Raw genomic sequence first — 20375 nt, forward strand, 5'->3', positions numbered from 1 at the left:
CCGTGACATTCGTGGCGTTTTCCTGAAAATATGTTGTCAATTGTTTCTTTTTTAACCTGTTCATACCTGCTATGAATTAAAATTGATTCAATGCATCATTCGGGCGGCACCGCTGTCGTAGCATTTCATTATCTGGATCGGTGGCATGGGTTTATTCGCAAAAGCAAAAAAACACGAGGGTTGGCTGGCGACATCATTTTCGGCGGAAGGTGTGTGCGCCGCCGTGGTCAAACGGCGGGCGGATGACAAGCCGCTGGTGCAGGCGGCGGTCATGTATGCCGGCCGCAAGCCGCTGCCATCGGCCACCCTGGAAAAATTGAACCGGGATGTGCAGGCCCAGTCTTACCGCAACACCACCTTGCTCGGTGCGGGCGAGTATCAGCTGCTGACGGTCGACGCGCCCAACGTGCCGCCGGAAGAGCTCAGGACGGCCGTCCGCTGGCGCCTGAAGGACATGCTCGACTTTCCCGCGGCGGACGCCACCGTCGATGTCGTCGATATTCCTGGCGACAAGAACGGACCGGGCCGCGCGCAATCGCTGTTCGCCGTCGCGGCGCGCAACGGCGCCGTTGCCCAGCGCCAGGCGCTGTATGGCGCATGCAAGATTGCCCTGTCGGTCATCGATATCCCGGAAATGGCGCAGCGAAATATCGCCGGCTTGATGGAGACGCAGGGCCGCGGCCTGGCCATGCTGTCTTTCGATGGCGAAGGCGGGCTGCTGACCGTGACGTTCGACGGGGAGCTGTACCTGGCGCGCCGCATCGACGTGACCGTGGCGCAGCTGGCCGATGCCGGCGACGCCCAGCGGCAGCAGTATTACGACAAGATCACGCTGGAACTGCAGCGTTCCTTTGACCATTTCGACCGTCAATTCCATTTTATTACCGTTGCCAGGCTGGTACTCGCGCCCACCGGCAGCGATGGCCTGCATGCCTACCTTGCGGACAATCTGTACATGCCGGTCGAGGCGCTGGACCTGGCGGCCCTGTTTGATTTTTCCAGGGTGCCGGAGCTGCTGCCCCCTGCCGGCCAGGCGCGCTTTTTCCTGGCCCTGGGTGCGGCCCTGCGGCAGGAGGAGATGCCCGCGTGAGCCAGCAAATCAATCTGTTCAACCCGGCCTTTGAAAAACAGAAGCAGGCGCTGTCGGCAGCGGGCTTGCTGCGGTGGCTGGGGCTGATCGCCGCCGCCAGTGCCGCGCTGGTCTGGTATGGCGCGCACCAGGTGGCCGCGCTGGAGCAGGCGGCGGCCGACGCCAAGCGCATGCTCGACGCGCGCGAGGCGCGGCGGGCGGACGTGTTTGCACGGTTTCCCGTACCCGGCAAGGACCCGCTGATCGCCGGCGCGCTGCGCCAGGCCGAAGCCGACCGCGGCGCCTTGCTGGAAGCCGGGCAGATTCTGCAGGGCGGCGAACTGGGCAATACAAACGGCTATGCCGACTATTTCCGCGCCTTCGCGCGCGCCAGGGTGACTGGCTTGTGGCTGACGGGCGCGAGCATCGCCGGCGCGGGCAAGGAGATCGGCTTGCAGGGACGGGTGATGCAGCCGGACTTGCTGCCGCAGTACATCCTCGCCTTGTCCCGAGAACCGGTGCTGCGGGGGAAATCGTTTGCGCGCCTGGACATGGCCAGCGCGCAGCTTGCTGCGCAGACTTCCTCGCCGGCGCCGGCGTTGCCGGCCGCTGTGCCGGCGTTGCCGGGCGTTGCGCCGGCCGCTGCCGTGGCGGCATCGGCGCCGCGTTTTATCGAATTCAGTTTGCAATCGTCGGCGGCCCCGGCCAGCGGCGCGGGGACGGTCAAGGAATGAAACAGCAATGGCAAAAATTTGCCCTGAAATTTGATGCGCTCAGCGTGCGCGAACGGGCCATGGTCTTTGGCGCCAGTGCGGCGCTGCTGATTTTCATGGTCGTTTATCTGTTCGTCGATCCACAGTCAGCCCGGCGCAAGGCGCTGGCCGATACGATTGCCCAGCGGCAGCAGGCCGTCGCGGCCACCGATGTTGAGGTGGCGCAAAGGATGGCCGCGCATGCGGTCGACCCGGACCAGCAGGACCGCGTCCGGCTCGAACGGATCCGGCAGGAAGTGCAGCAGAAACGGCATGCCTTGCAGTCGACGCAACATGGCCTGGTGGCGCCGGAGCGCATCGTGCCGATGCTGCAGCAGTTGCTGAAACAGCAGGCCAACCTGCGCCTGGTGTCGCTGACCACGCTGCCTTCCGGCGCCATGGGACAGGGCGGCCATGTGGATGCAAAGGCGCCGTTGCCGGCGGCCGCGTCTGCCGCCACTCCCGCGCCGGCCGGGCCAGCGCCGGCGCAGTCCGAGCCGGCGAAGTCGCCTGCCGTGCTGTACCGTCATGGCGTGGAAATTGTCTTGCGCGGAAATTATCTGGATATGGTGAATTATATGGATGCCGTGGAGGCCATGCCTGCCCATGTGTTTTGGGGCAAGGTCAACATGCAAGTCGAGCAGTACCCGAATGCCACGCTGAGCCTGACCTTGTACACGCTCAGCCTGGACGAGAAATGGATCGCGCTGTGATGCGCGCCCGTTGCCGTATCGCCCTTGCGGGCGCGCTGCTGGCGCTGGCGCCGGGGGCGTTTGCCCAGGCGCTGGCCGACCCCACGCGGCCGCCTGATGCACCGCCCGTCCAGGGCGGCGCGGCGACTGCCGGCGCGGCGCGGCCGCAGCTGCAATCGGTGTTGATTGCCAATCAGCCTGGCGGGCGGCGCCTGGCCGTGATCGACGGGCGCAGCGTGCGCGCGGGCGACAAGCTCGACGGCGCAGTCGTCGTCGGCATCGGCGAGGCGAGCGTGACGTTGCGGCGCGGCAAGACCCTGGAAACGCTGCGGCTGTATCCGAAGGCGGTCGATGCGAATGATGCAATGCATGTGCGAAGGAAACAGGTTCATGTCACCCAATAAACACAAGGCGGGAATGCGGAAGATATTTGAAATAAGCAAGCGGGCGGGCGTCCTGGGACTTGCAGCGGGTTTGTGCGCCTGCAACGTCGCGCCGGTGAAGCGCGACACCTACAATGCGATCAAGGAGCAGGTGGCGGGCGCAGCGGCCACCACCGGCCCGGCGGCGCAGTCGGCGGCCGTGGAAAACGCGCTGCTGCCGCCGGCGTCCGCGCTGGCCGCGCAGCTGCCCAAGGCGCGCGGCGTGCTCGACGAGCGCTTTAACGTCGCTTTCAACAACGTCCCGGCACGCCAGTTCTTTCACTCGCTCGTCAGCGGCACGCGTTACAACATGCTCGTGCATCCTGATGTGCAGGGCACTGTTTCCGCCAACCTGAAAGATGTGACCCTGTTCGAGGCGCTCGACGCCGTGCGCGAGCTGTATGGCTATGACTACAAGGTCGACGGCACGCGCATTACGATACGGCCGCTCACCATGCAAACCCGCATGTTCCAGGTCAACTACCTGACGGGCAACCGCAAGGGCATGTCGAACCTGCGCGTTTCCTCGACGTCGGTAGCGAACGCCGGCACCAGCACCAGCGGCCAGAGCGCGAACAACGGCAACCAGCAGGCGCAGCAGAACCTGCCGCAGCAGCCGGGCCAGTCGGGCCAGCAAGTGGTGCAGGACAGTTCCAATCTGAGCACCACGTCCGAAAGCAATTTCTGGGCCGAACTGAAAGACTCGCTGGGCGCCATCATCGGCGGCACGGCCGATGGCCGCAAGGTGGTGATCAGCCCGCAGTCCGGCGTCGTCGTCGTGCGCGGCATGCCCGATGAGTTGCGCGCCGTGGATCTGTACCTGAAGGCAACGCAGCTGTCGGTGGACCGCCAGGTGATCCTGGAAGCCAAGATTCTCGAAGTGGAATTGAACGATAATTTCCAGACGGGCATCAACTGGGCATCGTTCGCCTCGATCAAGAGCGGCCACACGAACCGCATCTCGACGGGCTTCATCCAGCCGGGCGGCACCCTGGCGCCGCTGCCGTTCAACGGCGGCCAGCCGCCGAACATGACGAATGGCAGCGGCCTGACGGCCAGCAGCGGCTTTGGCCTCAGTTCGGCGGCAAATGCGGCCGGCTCGATGTTCGGCCTGGCATTCCAGACGGCCAATTTCGCCGCCATGATTACGTTCCTGGAGTCGCAGGGGGCCGTGCACGTGCTGTCGAGTCCGCGCATCGCCACCATGAACAACCAGAAGGCCGTGCTGAAGATAGGCACGGACGAATTCTTCGTCACGGGCGTGAGCACCACCGTGACCTCCACCGGCACCACGGGCGGCACCACCTCCAGCCCGAACGTCACCCTGCAGCCTTTCTTTTCCGGCGTGGTGCTGGACGTGACGCCGCAGATTGACGAGCAGGGCAACATCATCCTGCACGTGCATCCATCCGTCAGCCAGGTCACCACCGTCAACAAGCAAATCGACCTGGGCAGCGCCGGTTCGCTGAAACTGCCGCTGGCCGCGTCCAGCACCTCCGAGATGGACAGCATGGTGCGCAGCCAGGATGGGCGCATCGTCGCCATCGGCGGCCTGATGCGCCAGGCCACCACCTCGGACCGTTCGCAAGTGCCGGGCGCGGGCGATATTCCCGTGCTGGGCGCGCTGTTCCGCAACACGGGGCAGGTGATACAGAAGCGCGAACTGGTGGTGCTGATCAAGCCCACCATCGTTGAAGGCGCCAGCAGCTGGAACGAGGACTTGCTCGATGCGGGCAAGCGCATCGAGGCGCTCGACCCGCGCCGGCCGTCGGAGCGGCGCTAAATGTACCAGGCCCATTTCGGCTTGCGCGAGGCGCCGTTCGGCCTCACGCCCGATACCAGTTTCTTCTTCAATGGCCCGCAATCGCAAAAGGCGCTCAACACCTTGCTGGTGGCGGCGCGCAATGGCGAGGGTTTCATCAAGATCACTGGCGAAGTGGGCACCGGTAAAACGTTTCTTTGTCGCAAGTTCATGCAGTCGCTGGGGCCGGAATTCGTCACCGCCTACATCCCGAATCCGAACTTGCCGCCCCGTTCGCTGATCCTGGCCCTTGCCGACGATCTTGAAGTATTGCTGGAGAAAGATGCTGATCAGCATCAATTGCTCAAGTCTCTCAACTTGCGCCTGCTCAACCTGGCGGCGCAGGGCAAGCGCGTGCTGCTGTGCGTGGACGAGGCGCAAGCCATTCCCGTCGACAGCCTGGAAGCGTTGCGCCTGCTGACGAACCTGGAAACGGAAAAGCGCAAGCTGCTGCAGATCGTGCTGTTCGGCCAGCCGGAACTGGACGTCAAGCTGGCCCTGCCGGAAATCCGCCAGCTGGCGCAGCGCATCACTTTTCACTATCACCTGGGACCCTTGTCGCGCGACGACGTGGATTTTTATGTGGCGCACCGTTTGCGCGTGGCCGGTTTCGATGGCGCGCGCCTGTTCAGCCGCGGCGGCGTGAGCAAGCTGTACCAGGCTTCCGGCGGCATTCCGCGCCTGATCAACATCATGGCGCACAAGGCGCTGATGGTGGCGTATGGCGAAGGCCGGCAGCAGGTCAGCGGCCGCCACGTGGCGCTGGCCGCCAGCGACACCCTGGCCAGCAAGCCGCGCTTCTGGCAAGCGCCCTGGCGCCGCCCCTGGCCCTGGCTGGCGGGCACCGGCGTGCTGGCCGCCGCCTGCGGCCTGAGCTGGACTTTATTGAACCGATGACGAAGATGAGCCTGTAGATGAGCCTGATTAACAAGATGTTGCAAGACCTCGACGCCCGCGGCACCCCCGACGGACGCGGCGACGCGGGCGGCATCCGCTCCGTGCCCGAACGCGAGCGGGGCGTGTCGCGCGTGCTGGTGTTCGGCGGCGCGGCCGGCCTGACGGCGGTGGCCANGGCCGGCCGGAGGGCGGTGGCCATCGCCGTGGGCGGGGTCTACCAGAGGCGCCCGGCCGTGCCGCCGGTGCTGGTCAGCGTGGCCAGCACGCCGCCGGCGGCGGCGCCGGTCCCCGCGCCGGTGTCCGCCCCTGCACCTGCCGCTGCGCCAGTCGTGAGCCCTGCGCCTGCGCCGGTTGCCGCGGCGCCGCTGGCACCCGAGCCGGTACTCCAGGCCGGGGAGACGGTTGCGTCCGCCAAGATGCGCGATGCCGAGATCCGCCGCATCACTGGAAAGCCGGCCAGGCCTGCCGAGGCGCCCGTGGCCAAGGTGGCGGTAAGGGCGGCCGCGCCCGCCGCCAGCGAACGCATTATTGACGGAAAACAAGTCACGCCGCAGCAGCGCGTGGAGAATGAATACCGGCGCGCGCTGGCCCAGTTGCAGGACGGCCGCGTGGCCGAAGCATTGCTCGGTTTGCAGCAGACCCTGCAGCTGGACCCGCGCCACCAGGGCGCGCGCGAAACCCTGGTGCGCCTGCTGCTCGAAGCGCAGCGCCCCGATGAAGCGGCGCGCCAGTTGCAGCTGAGCCTGGCACTGGACCCGAAACAGCCGGCGCAGGCCATGATGCTGGCCCGTCTGCAGCTGGACAAGGCCAACGGCGGCGCGGCCGCGCTCGACACCCTGACGCGCAGCCTGCCGTACGCCGCCGACAACGGCGAATACCACGCCTTCCTGGCCGGCGTGCTGCAGCGCGAACAGCGCTACCGCGAAGCGTCCGAGCACTATCAGCAGGCCCTGCAGGCGGCGCCCGACAACAGCGTCTGGTGGATGGGCCTGGGGATAGCATTGCAAGCGGACAACCATCCGGCCCAGGCGCGCCAGGCGTTCGAGCGGGCCAGGGGCTTGCAAACCCTGTCGCCCCAGCTGCAGGCCTTTGTCGAGCGCAAGCTGGTGCAGCTGGCGGCGGCCAGGTAAGTGCGGCCGATTGCGGCGCCGCCGTTGGCAGGCGGGGCGGGCACGATACGAACGCGCGTGCTGTCGGCGGCGTTGCCGGCGTTATGGACTGCCGCTGCCCCAATTGAAACGAATGTATCCGTGGACAGGGCAAGATGAGCTTTGCCTGGACATTCCCCGATGCCCCGAATACGGCCAGCTTCACGACCACGGAGGTCTGGAACGGCGCTCCCATCGTCCTGGTGTCCCATGACTACGAAGGGGATTGGCAATTTCACGCCGCCTCAAATGAAACGCTGTTGAGTTCAGTCAAGATTGTCTGTCTGGCAGACATGCTACGAAGAGATGACTTGCTGGCAGAGTTGCATGACTTGCCCTGTGGCTGGGGCGCGCAGCGGGATGGCGGGGCGGGACACTGGGAGCGTTTCAAGGACAATCCGTTTCCCGCGTTTGCCGAACAGGGCTATTACCCGGAAGACGCCGTCTGGCTTTCCCGCTATTTGACGGATAGCGAGCCGCCGCCGGCCGCGGTACGCGAGGCGCTGCCCGTCGGCGCCTGCGTGAAACGCGTGCTCCGCGTTGCCGCCGGGGATGGCGCGCGCGGCGACGGCCAGTGCGAACGGATGTGGGGGCAGGTGACCGGCATCGATGAAGACGAGGGCTGCTGCCGCGGCACCATCGCGAACCATCCGCGGCATGCGGCGGCCAGCTGCGGCGACCTGCTCGCGTTCCCCCCCCCCTGCATGTGGCGGATATTGCTAGTGAACAAGATTGAAAGGACGCGCCGTGCGCAATGAACGCGAGGGGGCGAAAGAGGCGCGCCGGGAAATCAGGCGCTACCAGGAACATATCAATTCGCCGCGCCTGTGTCCGGACCAGTGTTACCGCTTGGCCAGCCCGACGTATGCGCTGGTGTGCCATGTCAACCAGGTGACGGGCCTGTTCCTGAGCAAGAACTATTACGTGATCCCCATTTTCCTCCAGCGCGCCCATGCCACACTGCTGGAGTTGAAGGCAGAACGCGTCAGCGAGCCGTATCGCAAGCTGGTCGAGCAGTATCTGAGCCATATCGCGCATTTCATCGTCGATTTTTCATGCCTGGCGGAAGACGAACGGCAAGCCGCGCAATATATCCCGCCAGCGCTGCTGGCCCTCATGCCCGAGACCTTGCCGGAAGACTTGCTCATGGCGGGCGAGTTTTGATGTTGTAGCGCGGATGTATTTTTGGCATGATTGGAACAATATCATTTCTGTTTCAGATTGTTGATATCATCGCGCCATCACTGACTACCTCAAGGAACTCCGTTTGAAATCCTTCAGCCTGCTGCTCGCACTCTGCTGCCTGCTCAACAATGCCCTGGCCGCCCCCGCCAGCGCGCCTGCCAGCTACGTTCTTGACAATACCGAGGTGCGCGACATCCGCGCGCAAGGATTGAAGCGCGACTACCAGGTGTACGTGGCCTTGCCCGATTCCTATCGGCAGGGGAATAAACGCTATCCTGTGCTGTTCGTCGTCGATGCCAATTATGCGTTTCCCGTCGTGCGCAATATCGCGCAGCGCCTGAACAAGCATGCGGGCATGGAAGAGGTGGTGGTGGTCGGCCTGTCGTATGCCAACGGCGATGGCGGCGTGTACAGCCGCCGCCGCGATTACACGCCCACCACGCCGCGCAAGCACGATTACCGCTCGGACATGCCGGGGCGCCAGCCGGCGTTCGGCGAAGCGGCGGCCTATGGCCAGTTCGTCTCGGGCGAGGTGTTTCCCTTCATCGCGCAACACTACCGCGTAAACATGCAGCGCAAGGTGTTTATCGGCCACTCGTACGGCAGCCTGCTGGGCCTGCAATTGCTGCTGACGGAACCGCGCACCTTCGAGCACTACATCCTCGGCAGTCCCTCGCTGTGGTACGACGCCGGCGTCATGTTCGACCGCGAGCAGGCGTATGCGGGCAGCCACAAGGACTTGCCCGCGTCCGTGTTCTTCGGCATCGGCGGCCTGGAAAAGTTGGCGGCAGGCAAGAAGCGTTCGCGCTCGGAGGAAGACGCCGACATGGTGGCCGACTTGCGCGAGTTCGACGGCAAGCTGAAATCGCGCAAGTTTCCGAATCTGAAAACGCGCTTGCGCGTATTCGAGGACGAAGACCATGCGAGCGTGTTTCCGTTTGTGCTCACGCATGGCTTGCGGGCCTACCTGAAGTCCTCGAACTGAAACTGGTTTCACTGGAAATAATAAACCAAGCCGGGATATCTCCATGAAAACGACAGATGCTGGCAAAAGAATGACTTCATCACTGATGATGTTGGCGCTTTCCTTCTTGTTGACCATCCCGACGTGCGTGCATGCGCAGCTTGGCAATAATGCGCATGCGGAAAAGACAGATGGCTACGCCGCGGAAATTGATCGCTTGATCCAGGCAACAAGTCCGAGAAGTTTTAATGGCGTCATTCTCATCACGAAAAACGGCAAGACGACATATTCAAAAGCCTTTGGGTATGCGGATGTGGAAAACAAAATACCATTGCGGCTGGAGGATAATTTCAGGATCATGTCGAATAGCAAGCAGGTTACGGCCGTGCTGATCTTGAGGGAAGTTGAAAAAGGCAACATTGATTTGCACCGTCCCGTCAGACGATATTTGCCCGATTTGCCGCAGGCCTGGGCCGACGAAGTGACCGTGCATCAATTGCTGAACTTTTCGGCAGGAATAACCGACGTCGACAAGCCGCTGCGCTTCAAGCCCGGAACGGACTTCCTGTATGGCGTGACGACCTACACCATGCTGGGCACTATTTTTGAAAAAGTCAGCGGGAAAACGTATATCGAGGCGGCCAATGACTTGTTCAAGGAACTGGGGATGCACAACAGTTTTTGCTATGAGGAAGACAAGAATAACAATGTCATCAAGGGCTATGTCAATTCAAACAATGTGTTCGAGTTAAAGGCGCATCCCGTGCAGGGGGCAGGCTGGCTCGGTTTCATGCCAGCCGGAGGCATCGTTTCCAATGCAAAGGACTTGGCTGTCTGGGATGATAAGCTTCACAACGGAAAGATCTTAAAACCGGCCAGCTATAGGCTGATGACTGACTACAGCATATCCAGCCAGCATGTGGCTTTTGGCACTGAAGATGTGGGATATGGCTACGGTGTGTATGTGAGCGATAAAACAGCTGTTCAATACATCGGGCACTCTGGAAAAGGATTGGGGTTTGCTTCGATCAAGGTCTATTTTCCTGAAAAAGATGTCGATGTTGTCGTCCTGGAAAATCAGTTCAGCGAAGATAGCGCGCTGCACTACTATTTTGAAATAAAAATAAGGGAAATAGTGATGAATAGCAATCTTGTGCGATAGTCAGATTGCTCCGGCATCATCAGTGCCGAAGGTTGCGGCTGTGGGCCACGCGGATGCGGCATGTTGTCGCGGCCGGCAGTGTGCGAAAAACAATAGCGCCGAAGCGGCAATGTCCGCAGCGCCCTTGCGCTCCCGGACTGCCGCGAGCGCGCATCGATAAGGTCAGATTACATGCGTACATTGAATGAATTACTCGATAGCGAAGACCCGGCGTTTCCCCTGATCAGGCAATGGGCCGCCGAGGCCGACTTGCCGGTGGAATTGCTGCCGCCCTCGGCCGGCAGGGAGGATGTGCTGCTGAGCTTGCAGGTCACCACGCGTTCTGCCCTGGGGGCGATAGCCTATGAAACGGGGGGCATCCTGGTGGATGACGGCTGGCTGCGCATACTGGGGTCGGGACATGCCAGGCTGGGGCGGGATATTGCCGCCTGGAACAAAGGCAAGGCCGACGGTTTTCTGCTGGTCGCCGATGACGTGCTGGGCGGCTTTTTTGCCATCAACGGCGGCGCGCTCGGGGCTGATCAGGGCAATATGTATTACCTTGCCCCCGAAACGCTGGAGTGGGAAGCGCTGGAGATCGGCTTCACGACGTTTGTCGAGTGGGCCTTTACCAGCCAGCTGCGGCAGTTTTACGGCCGCCAGCCTGGCGACGCGGAGGACTTTGACGAATTGCCCGAATTGCCCTTGGCCGGCGAGCTATGCCTGAATTTTTATCCATTCCTGTGGACGCAAGAGGGTTCCCTCAAGACCAGTTCGCGGCGCGCCATTCCCGTGCAAGAGCAGTGGGCGCTTAACCTTGATCTGCAACAGAAGTTGCTGGATGCGCCTGCGAGCGGGCGCTGAGGCAGGGCTGCGGGCATATCTGAACGCATCGCCATGCGCATCCCGAGCCTGAAAATGGCATTTCAATCCAGCAATCCGGCGTTTTGTCGCAATGGCATGCTATATAAAAGGGCAAGCAGGTACCATGCAGTGGGCCTTCTCGTGATGCGCGGCCCGCAAGCGGGCGTTCGATACTGCCGCAGTCATCACCGGACGCTTCCCAACGACCATGACCAGGATGAACACGCATGAAATTGCCCCTTTCGCATCTTCTTTCCACCTGCCTGCTGGGCGCCTTGGGCGTGATCGGTGGCGCGCAGGCGGCGCCCGCCGACACCGAACTGCTGGCCCTGGTGCAGCGCCATGCGCAGGCCCAGAGCAGCTTCGATCAAGCCGCCTTGAAAGCCATCACGGCCGAGAATTATGTGGAAATATCGCCCGTCGGCGAGGTGGACGGCCGTGAAAAAATGCTGTCCTTCTATGCGCCGGAGCAGAAGCGGCCGGGTCCGCAAGTCCAGGTCGATGAACCGGCGGTGCGCCTCTTGGGCGATACGGCGCTCATCTCGGCCCGGCTGTCCTACCGGCTCGACCAGGAAGGGGCGGCCCGCACCTTCGCCATGCGCGCCGGCTATGTCGCCCGGCTTGTCGACAAGCAATGGCTGCTCGTCAGCGCACAGTACACGGGCATCCGTCCGCCTAAACCGTGAAATAACACTGTGCGGCGCTGGCTCCGGCGGCGTCCAGCCAGGCTAGAGCCGCGCCTCGTCGCCCCACACATTGCGCATGCTGAAATGCACGCCGGCGTCGTCTTCATGCAGCGACGAGACGATGGCGAACTGGCTCTCGCCCGTGTTGCGCGGCGTCATTTGCGACAGGTCGGCGGCGGCCAGGGGCGCACCCAGCGGGTCGCTGAGCGGGTGGACCAGGGCGGCGCCCCGCTGCGTCACCACCCCCAGTTCGCCGTTGCGCAGGCGGACTAATGTGCCGGGCGGATATTTGCCCAGCAGCTTGACGAACTGTTCGCCCAGCAGCGGGTCGATGGGCACGCCCTGGTCGAGGAAGATGTGCTGCAGCGCCTGGTCGGGCACGATGGAGCGCCGGTAGTTGCGCGCCGAGACGCGGGCGCAATAGCGGTCGGCCAGGCCGATCAGCTTGGCGTTTTGCAGGATTTCATCGGCCGTGCGCCCTTGCGGGTAGCCGCTGCCGTCGTCGTTTTCATGGTGCAGCAGCACGCAACTGAGCCATTCCTCGTCATCGACGCCGGCGCAGCGCAGCAATTCCGAGCTTTCCTGCGGGTGCTGGCGCACGATGCGCATTTCCTCGTCATTCAGGGGGCCGCGCCGGTCCTGGAAGCTGTCGTGGTGGCGCAGCATGCCCACGTTCATCGTCAGCGCGGCCGCGCCGATCAGCAATAGCTCATCGTGGGACTTGTGCATGCTGCGGCCCACCAGCATGGCCAGCAGCGCCGTTTCGATGCAGTGGCGCACGGCGTAGCTGCCGGCGATCTGGTTCAGCAGGATGCTGGCCAGGGCAATGTCGGCATCGTGCTCGAGGGCGCGCAGCAGTTCGCGGGCGATGTCGCGCACGTCGCGCTCGGCATTGCTTTCGCCGCGCATGTCCAGCAGCAGCCGTTCCAGGCGCTGCGCCGCTTCATTGAGCAGGCGCAAGACGGATGGCTGGTCGGGCGCGCCCACGTACAGGCCCAGCTGCATCAGCCGGCCCAGCTGGGCGCCGTCCGTGATGATCTGCCCCTTGCGCAGTTGCGGGCCGGCACTATGGTCAGCCAGAAACAAATCCCAGGGCAGGGGTTCGCCCGGAACCAGGTCGGCCGGGCCGATGCGACGCTGTACCATGCTGTCATCCTTTGCTCCGCCGGGGCGGGGCAGTACTGTCGTTAAATGCTGCGCAGGCGCTCCAGCGCCAGGCGCAAGGTCTCGTCTTTCTTGGCAAAACAGAAACGCACGATGCCCGACTCCTTGCCCTGCGCGTAAAACGCGGAGACGGGGATGGCGGCCACCTTGATTTCCGCCGTCAGCCATTCGGCGAACTGCGCTTCAGGCTCTTGCGAAATGGCATCGTAACGCACGCACTGGAAATACGTGCCGTCCGCCGGCAGCAGGGTAAAGCGGCTGCCGGCCAGGCCGTCGCGGAACAAGTCGCGCTTGCGCTGGTAGAACGCGGGCAAGTCCAGGCAGGGCTGCGGATCGGCCATGTAGCCGGCGATGCCGTGCTGCATCGGCGTGTTGACGGTAAACACGTTGTACTGGTGCACCTTGCGAAACTCGGCCGTCAGGGCCGCGGGCGCCGCCACATAGCCGACTTTCCAGCCTGTCACGTGATACGTCTTGCCGAAGCTGGACACGATGAAGCTGCGCGCCGCCAGTTCAGGGTTGCGCGCGAGCGACTCATGGCGCACGCCGTCGTACACCATGTGTTCGTACACCTCGTCGGACAAAATCAAAATTTGCGTGCCGCGCACGATGTCGGCCAGCGCCGCCACGTCGGCGGGGCGCAGGATCGTGCCCGTCGGGTTGTGCGGCGTGTTGATGATGATCAAGCGCGTCTTGCTGCTGACGGCGGCGGCCAGCTTGTCCCACGGCACGCTGTAGCCCTGTTCGCTCACTTCCATGGCCACCAGCACGGGCACGCCGCCGGCCAGCGCGATGGCGGGCAAATAGCTGTCGTAGGCCGGCTCGATGACGATGACTTCGTCGCCCGGGTGCACGCAGCACAAAATCGCCGTGGTCAGCGCCTGCGTGGCGCCGGCCGTGACGGTGATTTCCGCGCCCGCGTCATAGCCGTGGCCGTACAGGCTGGCGATCTTCGCGGCGATGGCCTCGCGCAGGGGCGCGGCGCCCGTCATCAGCGGATACTGATTGTGGCCGGCGCGCATGGCGTTGCTGACGAGATCGACCAGGGCCGGGTCGCAATCGAAGTCGGGAAAGCCCTGGCCCAGGTTGACGGCGCCATGCCGGGCCGCCAGGCCGGACATGCGGGTAAACACGGTGGTGCCCACGGCGGGCAAACGGGTGGTCAGGGCGGGAGTCAGGTGGGGCAGGGACGGGCTGTTCATGAACGGTAGGGGCGCGGTGCGGAAAGTGGAAACGTTTCCCATTCTAGCGCAGCGCGCCTCGTTGCGTGCGGGGCTTTGGCGGCTCAGCCGGGCAATGCCCAGCCTTCCGGCAGCATGATCCTGAACATGCCGGCCTTGGCCGTCTTGCGGGCCAGTTTCAGCAAGGCCTTGTCCTTGGTGATGAGGATGTCGGCGTTGGCGTCGCGCGCCAGTTCGAGGAATTTCTGGTCATCCTTGTCCGTGCAGACGGGCAGGCGCACGCCGGAGACGGGCGGCGCCACGACGCTGATGTGGGCGTCGAAGCGGGCGGCGGCGACAGCGCGGCTGGCTTCATCGAGCGGCAGGTGCTTGTAATGCAATACGACAAGATATTCCGCGCGGCAATCTTCGCGCGTGATGGCGTGCACGGCGCCGCTTTCCATGGCCGCCAGCAGGCCCGCCCAGCGCGGGTCGTTGAAGACGAACAGGTCGAGGCAGACGTTGGTGTCGAGGACGAGTTTTTGTGGAGCAGGTATCATGTCGGCAATTCTATTCTGTAGTGATAATTTATGTTGATCGTGCTTTCGCCCGCCAAGAGTCTCGACCTGGAGACGCCGCCAACGACCACGTTGCACAGCACCCCCGATTTCCTCGACCATTCCGCCCAGCTGATCGCCCGCATGCGCCAGTTTTCGCCCGCCGAAGTGGGCAGCCTGATGGGCATTTCCGACGCCTTGTCCGCGCTCAACGTGGCCCGCTACGCATCCTGGACCCCGCAGCTGGAGGAGGCGCGCCAGGCCATCATGGCCTTCAATGGCGACGTGTATGCCGGTTTCGAGGCGCGCAGCCTGCAGCCGGCCCAGCTCGACTATGCCCAGTCGCGCGTGCGCATTTTATCGGGCCTGTACGGCTTGCTGCGCCCGCTGGACCTGATCCACCCGCACCGCCTGGAAATGGGCACGCGCCTGTCGACCGCGCGCGGCAAGGATTTGTATGCGTTCTGGGGCGACACCATCACCAACGGCCTGAACCGTACAGCGAAGGAGCAGGGCGCGCAAGTGCTGGTCAATCTTGCTTCCGAAGAATATTTCAAATCCGTCAAGCCGCGCCAGCTGGACGTGCCCGTCATCGCGCCCGTGTTCGAGGACTGGAAGAACGGCAAATATAAAATCATCTCGTTCTACGCCAAGCGCGCGCGCGGCATGCTGGCCCGCTATGCGGCCGTCAACAACATCCGCGATCCCGAGCAGCTCAAGCAGTTCGATGTGGATGGCTACGGTTTCGTGCCGGAAGCGTCGAACGACACCAGCTGGGTGTTCCGGCGCAAGGTCGGCGAGTAACCCTGAAGCAAATGCTGGGGTCGTACCCGACGGGGGAATGCGTCCCAGTGGGACGCATTCCAATCGCGCAGCGAACGACCCCGGTCCTTGCTTTTGGGGCTGACGCAAGAAAAAAACCGGAGCAAGCTCCGGTTTTTTCATTTTACTGCCAGAATTTCCACCACTTGCGTTCCTTGTTCACCCCTTCCGGGCTGAGGAATGCCGTGTTCGGGTAGTTCTTGGTCAGCACGCGCAAGGTATCGTCGCGCAGGTCGGTCAAGCCCAGCTTGTCGTACGAGCGGTACATGATGAACAGCGCTTCTTCGATGGCCGGCGAGGCGCGGAAGTCGCTCACCGTCGTTTGCGCGCGGTTGGCGGCGGCCAGGTAGGCGCCGCGGCGGTAGTAATAGCGCGCCACGTGCACTTCATATTTCGCCATGGCATCGATCAGATAGTTCATGCGGGCCAGCGAATCGGGCGCATATTTACTATTTGGAAACTTGTCGACCAGTTGCTTGAAGGCCGCAAACGCTTCGCGCGTCGCTTTCGGGTCGCGCTCGGTCGGATCTTGCTCGTACAGGAAGTTCAGGAAGCTGATCTGGTCGTTAAAGCTGATCAGACCCCGCAAGTAGTACATATAGTCCACATTGGCGTGGTTCGGATGCAACTTGATGAAGCGTTCGACGGCGGCCAGTGCCTGCGCCTGGTCTCCCGACTTATAATACGCGTAAGCGATCTCCATCTGCGCTTGCAGAGCATAGTTGCCGAAAGGATAGTTAGCCTCCAGCTTCTGGAACAGGCCGATTGCAGCTTCATAGTGCTGCCCGGCCATTTCTTCACGCGCCTCCGAGTATAATTTCGTAACGGACCAGTTTTTGGTCTCATCCACTTTTTCAGGCAACAAGCTGCAAGCGGACATGCCGAGCAGAACGACTGAAGCGACTACCAACGATAATTTTTTTTGCATGACGTTTTGCAAGAAGGTTTTAACCAAGATTTTACAATAGGCTGATTATAGCCGATGGGAATGCTGTGATATTAACTCCGAAGCCTAATTTGGCTGACCCCGCGTTTGACTCCCTTTCTGACCATGCCGCCGAAGAGGCGTTTGACGGCGATTTTGCCGCCGACGACGTCTTCGAGGAAATGGCCCCGATTACATTGGAACTGACGCCGGACGCCTGCGGCCACCGCCTCGATAAAGTCATCGCCCAGCTGGTGCCGCAATACTCGCGCAGCCGCTTGCAATTGTGGCTGGAAGCCGGTTTCGTGACCGTCGACGGAAAAGTTGCCAAACGCAACATGACCGCCTATGGCGACGAGAAGATCGTCATTCTGCCGCAAAGCGCGCCGGAAGACGAGGCTTTTAAGCCGGAAGCGATGGAATTGAACATCGTGCACGAAGATGAGCATATCATCGTCATCAACAAACCGGCCGGACTGGTCGTGCATCCGGGCCCCGGCAACTGGTCGGGCACCCTGCTCAACGGCCTGCTGCACCACTGCCCGCAGCTGGCCGGCGTGCCGCGCGCCGGCATCGTGCACCGCCTGGACAAGGATACCAGCGGCCTGATGGTCGTCGGCAAGACCCTGGCCTCGCAAACGGACCTGGTGCGCCAGCTGCAGGCGCGCACCGTCAAGCGCGAGTATTTCGCGCTCGTGTGGGGCACGCCGAAAATGGCGGGCACCATCGACGCGTCCATCGCGCGCCACCCGCGCGACCGGGTCAAGATGGCTGTGTCGGAGAATTTCACCGCCAAGCCCGCCATCACGCACTATGAATTGATCGGCAGCGGCGAACTCGACCGCCGTCCCGTGAGCCTGATGCAATGCCGCCTGGAAACAGGCCGCACGCACCAGATCCGCGTGCACATGCAGCACCTGGGCTTTGCGCTCGTCGGCGATTACGTGTACGGCAAGCAGCACCTGGTGTCCGTCTTCTCGCGCCAGGCCTTGCAGGCGCGCCGCCTGGGCCTCGTGCATCCGGGCACGCTGGAAGCGTGCGAATGGATCGTGCCGCTGGCCGATGATTTCGCGCAACTGATCGCCACGGCCGGCATTCCCGAGCCGGAACAGGTCTGATGACAGCACCGTTGCCTTGCATTATTCCCCATTGGCCGGGCTTGCCCGCCAACGTGGGCGCGCTGGCGACCGTGCGCGCGGGCGGCGTCAGCCAGGAGCCATATGGCGACGGGCAGGGCGGCGGCGGCTTGAACCTCGGCACGCACGTGGGCGACGATCCTGTTCGCGTGGCGGCCAACCGCGCGCGGCTGGCGGCAGTCTTGCCGGCCGAGCCGGCCTGGCTGTCGCAGGTGCATGGCGTGGCCGTTGCCGACGCGGCCAGCCTGCGCGGTTGCGTGCCCGATGCGGACGCCAGCGTCGCCACGCAGGCGGGCGCCGTGTGCGTGGTGATGACGGCCGATTGCCTGCCCGTGCTGTTCAGCTCAAGCGATGGGCTCGTCGTCGGCGCGGCCCACGCGGGCTGGCGCGGCCTGGCCAACGGCGTCTTGCAGCGCACGCTGGACGGCATGCGGGCGCAGGGCGCGACGGAGATCCTCGCCTGGCTGGGGCCGGCCATAGGTCCACAGCAATTCGAAGTGGGGCAGGAGGTGCTGCAGGCATTCCGCGACGGCGCGCGCGACGATGCCGAGCGACAAGTGTTGTCCGCTGCGTTTGCCGCCGTCGCCGGCAAGCCGGGCAAGTACCTGGCCGACATCTATGCGCTGGCGCGCACCATGCTGCTGCGTGACGGCGTGGCGCAGGTGGCCGGCGGCGAGTACTGCACCGTCAGCGATGCGGCGCAGTTTTACTCGTACCGGCGCGACGGCGTCACGGGAAGACAGGCCAGTTTGATCTGGCGCAAATAATCTGCACGGCAGGCACTTATGTGTCTGCCGTTTTTGTTTTATCGTCTGCTGAGGCGAGGGCGCGCGCCTGCCGTTCGGCGGCGTGCTCAGCTTTGCGTTTGCGTCGCCGCGAACCCGTCAGATAGAATAGGATGGACAGCGGGATGACGCAGTACAGCACGAAGGTCATCACCCCGGCGACGATGGAAGGTTCCGTCAGCGCCATGAGGCCGACGACATAGATCCAGGCAACAGCGGTCATGAGCATCATGAGTAGTGGCAGTCAGTAAAGGTTTGCATGCAGTTGATCCGGAAGTGAATATTTATTTTTGACGACGTTTGCGACGCCGGACAAAACCCACGCGCAGCAGGTTTTGTCCGGCGTCCCTCAATTTTGAATGGACTTAACTATCTATGAATATGCCCGATCCTCAAATGATGACCAAGGAATGGATGGCGCAGATCAGCAATCCTGAGCAGTGGAAGACATGGTTCAACATGGTACCGCAGCCGGCCAGCAATCCGATTGCCGGCATTTTGCAGGACGCCGGCGCCAGCATCAAGCCGGAAGTGATCGAGCAACTGAAAAACGCCTACGTGGCCAAGCTGACGGGCTTGTGGGCGGACTTCATGGCCGGCAAGACGCCGGAGCTGAAGGACCGCCGCTTCGCCGCCCCCGCCTGGCATGCGAGTCCCCTGTCGGCCTTCAACGCGGCCGCCTACCTGCTGAACGCGGAATTTCTCACCGCCATGGCCAACGCCGTGGAAGCGACGCCGCACCAGAAGCAAAAGATCGCCTTTGCGGTACAGCAAATCGTCGACGCCATGTCGCCTGCCAACTTTCTCGCCACCAATCCCGACGCCCAGCAGACCCTGATCGAGACCAAGGGCGAAAGCCTGGCCAAGGGCTTGAGCAATATGCTGGCCGACATGCAGAAGGGCCGCATTTCGCAGTCCGACGAATCGGCCTTCGAAGTGGGCCGCAACGTGGCCACCACGCCGGGCACGGTGGTGTTTGAAAACGCGCTGTTCCAGCTGATCCAGTACACCCCAGGCACGCCCACGGTACACCAGCGGCCGCTGTTGCTGGTGCCGCCGTGCATCAATAAATTCTATATCCTTGACTTGCAGCCGGAAAACTCGCTCGTGCGCTACGCGGTGGAGCAGGGCAATACCGTGTTCCTCATGTCCTGGCGCAATCCTGACCTGAGCATGCAGCACCTGACGTGGGACGATTACGTGGAGCAGGGCGTGATCGAAGCCATCCGGGTGGTGCAGGACATCTCCGGCCAGGACAAGCTGAACATGTTCGGCTTCTGCGTGGGCGGCACCATCGTCTCGACGGCGCTGGCCGTGCTCCAGGCGCGCGGCGAGAATCCGGCCGCCAGCCTGACCCTGCTGACCACCTTCCTCGACTTCTGCGACACGGGCGCGCTCGACGTCTTTATTGACGAACCGCAAGTGGCGCTGCGCGAACAGACGCTGGCCAAGGGCGGCCTGATGACCGGACGCGACCTGGGCAGCACCTTTTCCAGCCTGCGCCCGAACGACCTCGTGTGGAATTACGTGCAGTCGAATTACTTGAAGGGCAAGGAGCCGCCCGCTTTCGATCTGCTGTACTGGAACAGCGACGGCACGGGCTTGCCGGGCCCCATGTTCTGCTGGTATCTGCGCAACACCTACCTGGAAAACAGCCTGAAAGTGCCGGGCAAGCTGACGGTGGCCGGCGAAAAGGTCGACCTGAGCAGCATCGACGCGCCCGCCTTCATCTATGGCTCGCGCGAAGACCATATCGTGCCCTGGGGCGCGGCCTACGCCAGCACGGCCCTGCTGAACCCGAAAAAGCCGAAAGCCAACCGTTTTATTCTCGGCGCTTCCGGCCATATCGCCGGCGTGATCAACCCGGCGTCGAAGAAAAAGCGCAGCTACTGGAGCAATGACGCAGGCAAAGGCGCGCGCACGGCAAAGGCCAAGCCCCTGAGCGCCGAGCAATGGATGGCCGGCGCGACCGAGCACGCGGGCAGCTGGTGGCCGGAATGGGCGGCCTTTTTGGCCGAACATGGCGGTGCCGACGTCAAGGCGCCCGGCAAGCCCGGCAACAAGCGCTACGCGCCGATCGAGGCGGCGCCGGGCCGGTATGTTAAAGTCAGGGCGGATTAATTCACAAAGCGTTTTGCCGGACAAGGCCGGCGTAATCTCCGGTCTTGTCAATAATCTACTTTTAGTTGCGTTGCAATAAATGCG

The 20375-nt window shown here is 63.0% G+C and carries 22 protein-coding genes; 17 read left to right on the plus strand and 5 right to left on the minus strand.

What is annotated here, in order from left to right; all coding sequences use genetic code 11:
* The first annotated feature begins 145 nt into the window (after positions 1-145).
* From pilM to CBW50_RS23900, 13 genes are all read left to right on the plus strand, one after another.
* On the plus strand, positions 146-1090 hold the full coding sequence (gene pilM, locus CBW50_RS23840; protein ID WP_086147820.1) for a type IV pilus biogenesis protein PilM: 945 nt from the start codon (positions 146-148) through the stop codon (positions 1088-1090).
* Positions 1087-1803, plus strand: a complete 717-nt coding sequence (locus CBW50_RS23845; protein WP_086147821.1) for an MSHA biogenesis protein MshA — start codon at positions 1087-1089, stop codon at positions 1801-1803. Before pilM ends, CBW50_RS23845 begins: the two co-directional genes overlap by 4 nt.
* Positions 1800-2534 (plus strand): hypothetical protein, encoded by a 735-nt coding sequence (locus CBW50_RS23850; protein ID WP_086147822.1) that lies wholly within the window; start codon positions 1800-1802, stop codon positions 2532-2534. The genes CBW50_RS23845 and CBW50_RS23850 overlap by 4 nt, the downstream gene beginning before the upstream one ends.
* Complete coding sequence (locus tag CBW50_RS23855; RefSeq protein WP_226935929.1) at positions 2519-2917, plus strand: MSHA biogenesis protein MshK; 399 nt, start codon at positions 2519-2521, stop codon at positions 2915-2917. The genes CBW50_RS23850 and CBW50_RS23855 overlap by 16 nt, the downstream gene beginning before the upstream one ends.
* Before the next feature lie 13 nt (positions 2918-2930).
* Positions 2931-4718, plus strand: coding sequence for a pilus (MSHA type) biogenesis protein MshL (gene mshL / locus CBW50_RS23860; RefSeq protein ID WP_086147824.1), 1788 nt, complete (start codon positions 2931-2933; stop codon positions 4716-4718).
* A complete protein-coding gene (locus CBW50_RS23865) occupies positions 4719-5633 on the plus strand; it encodes an AAA family ATPase (RefSeq protein ID WP_086147825.1) in 915 nt (304 codons plus the stop codon).
* Between the two features lie 17 nt (positions 5634-5650).
* Positions 5651-6763, plus strand: a complete 1113-nt coding sequence (locus CBW50_RS23870; protein ID WP_086147826.1) for a tetratricopeptide repeat protein — start codon at positions 5651-5653, stop codon at positions 6761-6763.
* A gap of 134 nt (positions 6764-6897) precedes the next feature.
* Positions 6898-7539, plus strand: a complete 642-nt coding sequence (locus tag CBW50_RS23875) for a hypothetical protein (protein WP_086147827.1) — start codon at positions 6898-6900, stop codon at positions 7537-7539.
* The gene (locus tag CBW50_RS23880; RefSeq protein WP_086147828.1) at positions 7529-7945 is read left to right on the plus strand and encodes a hypothetical protein; all 417 of its coding nucleotides are present in this window, start codon (positions 7529-7531) and stop codon (positions 7943-7945) included. The genes CBW50_RS23875 and CBW50_RS23880 overlap by 11 nt, the downstream gene beginning before the upstream one ends.
* Positions 7946-8048: 103 nt before the next feature.
* Complete coding sequence (locus CBW50_RS23885; RefSeq protein WP_086147829.1) at positions 8049-8951, plus strand: alpha/beta hydrolase-fold protein; 903 nt, start codon at positions 8049-8051, stop codon at positions 8949-8951.
* Between the two features lie 43 nt (positions 8952-8994).
* Complete coding sequence (locus CBW50_RS23890) at positions 8995-10092, plus strand: serine hydrolase (RefSeq protein ID WP_216356404.1); 1098 nt, start codon at positions 8995-8997, stop codon at positions 10090-10092.
* Positions 10093-10263: 171 nt separating this feature from the next.
* The gene (locus CBW50_RS23895; RefSeq protein ID WP_086147830.1) at positions 10264-10935 is read left to right on the plus strand and encodes a DUF2625 family protein; all 672 of its coding nucleotides are present in this window, start codon (positions 10264-10266) and stop codon (positions 10933-10935) included.
* A 227-nt stretch (positions 10936-11162) separates the two neighbouring features.
* Positions 11163-11621, plus strand: a complete 459-nt coding sequence (locus tag CBW50_RS23900) for a nuclear transport factor 2 family protein (RefSeq protein WP_086147831.1) — start codon at positions 11163-11165, stop codon at positions 11619-11621.
* A 42-nt stretch (positions 11622-11663) separates the two neighbouring features.
* Here CBW50_RS23900 and CBW50_RS23905 read toward each other — a convergent pair whose 3' ends face one another.
* The 3 genes from CBW50_RS23905 to CBW50_RS23915 form a co-directional block, all read right to left on the minus strand.
* Complete coding sequence (locus tag CBW50_RS23905) at positions 11664-12767, minus strand: HD-GYP domain-containing protein (protein WP_086147832.1); 1104 nt, start codon at positions 12765-12767, stop codon at positions 11664-11666.
* Positions 12768-12808: 41 nt separating this feature from the next.
* Positions 12809-13987: a pyridoxal phosphate-dependent aminotransferase gene (locus CBW50_RS23910; protein WP_086147833.1), complete on the minus strand. Its 1179-nt coding sequence runs from the start codon at positions 13985-13987 to the stop codon at positions 12809-12811.
* A gap of 83 nt (positions 13988-14070) precedes the next feature.
* The gene (locus tag CBW50_RS23915; RefSeq protein WP_086147834.1) at positions 14071-14505 is read right to left on the minus strand and encodes a putative toxin-antitoxin system toxin component, PIN family; all 435 of its coding nucleotides are present in this window, start codon (positions 14503-14505) and stop codon (positions 14071-14073) included.
* Between the two features lie 30 nt (positions 14506-14535).
* Here CBW50_RS23915 and yaaA point away from each other — a divergent pair, with 30 nt between their 5' ends.
* Positions 14536-15306: a peroxide stress protein YaaA gene (yaaA, locus tag CBW50_RS23920; RefSeq protein WP_086147835.1), complete on the plus strand. Its 771-nt coding sequence runs from the start codon at positions 14536-14538 to the stop codon at positions 15304-15306.
* A 142-nt stretch (positions 15307-15448) separates the two neighbouring features.
* Here yaaA and CBW50_RS23925 read toward each other — a convergent pair whose 3' ends face one another.
* Positions 15449-16252: an outer membrane protein assembly factor BamD gene (locus CBW50_RS23925; protein WP_086147836.1), complete on the minus strand. Its 804-nt coding sequence runs from the start codon at positions 16250-16252 to the stop codon at positions 15449-15451.
* 89 nt (positions 16253-16341) lie between these two features.
* On the opposite strand from CBW50_RS23925, the gene CBW50_RS23930 reads away from it, so the two are divergent.
* Positions 16342-17367: an RluA family pseudouridine synthase gene (locus CBW50_RS23930; RefSeq protein ID WP_034781141.1), complete on the plus strand. Its 1026-nt coding sequence runs from the start codon at positions 16342-16344 to the stop codon at positions 17365-17367.
* Positions 17367-18152 (plus strand): peptidoglycan editing factor PgeF, encoded by a 786-nt coding sequence (pgeF, locus tag CBW50_RS23935; protein ID WP_086147837.1) that lies wholly within the window; start codon positions 17367-17369, stop codon positions 18150-18152. Before CBW50_RS23930 ends, pgeF begins: the two co-directional genes overlap by 1 nt.
* 16 nt (positions 18153-18168) lie before the next feature.
* Here pgeF and CBW50_RS23940 read toward each other — a convergent pair whose 3' ends face one another.
* Entirely contained in the window at positions 18169-18402 is a 234-nt protein-coding gene (locus CBW50_RS23940; protein WP_319017179.1) for a hypothetical protein, read from the minus strand.
* A 164-nt stretch (positions 18403-18566) separates the two neighbouring features.
* Here CBW50_RS23940 and phaC point away from each other — a divergent pair, with 164 nt between their 5' ends.
* A complete protein-coding gene (gene phaC / locus CBW50_RS23945) occupies positions 18567-20291 on the plus strand; it encodes a class I poly(R)-hydroxyalkanoic acid synthase (protein ID WP_086147838.1) in 1725 nt (574 codons plus the stop codon).
* Positions 20292-20375 lie beyond the last annotated feature (84 nt).

It is taken from the genome of Janthinobacterium sp. GW458P, assembly GCF_002127585.1.
In the GTDB taxonomy this organism is placed as follows: Bacteria; Pseudomonadota; Gammaproteobacteria; order Burkholderiales; family Burkholderiaceae_D; genus Janthinobacterium.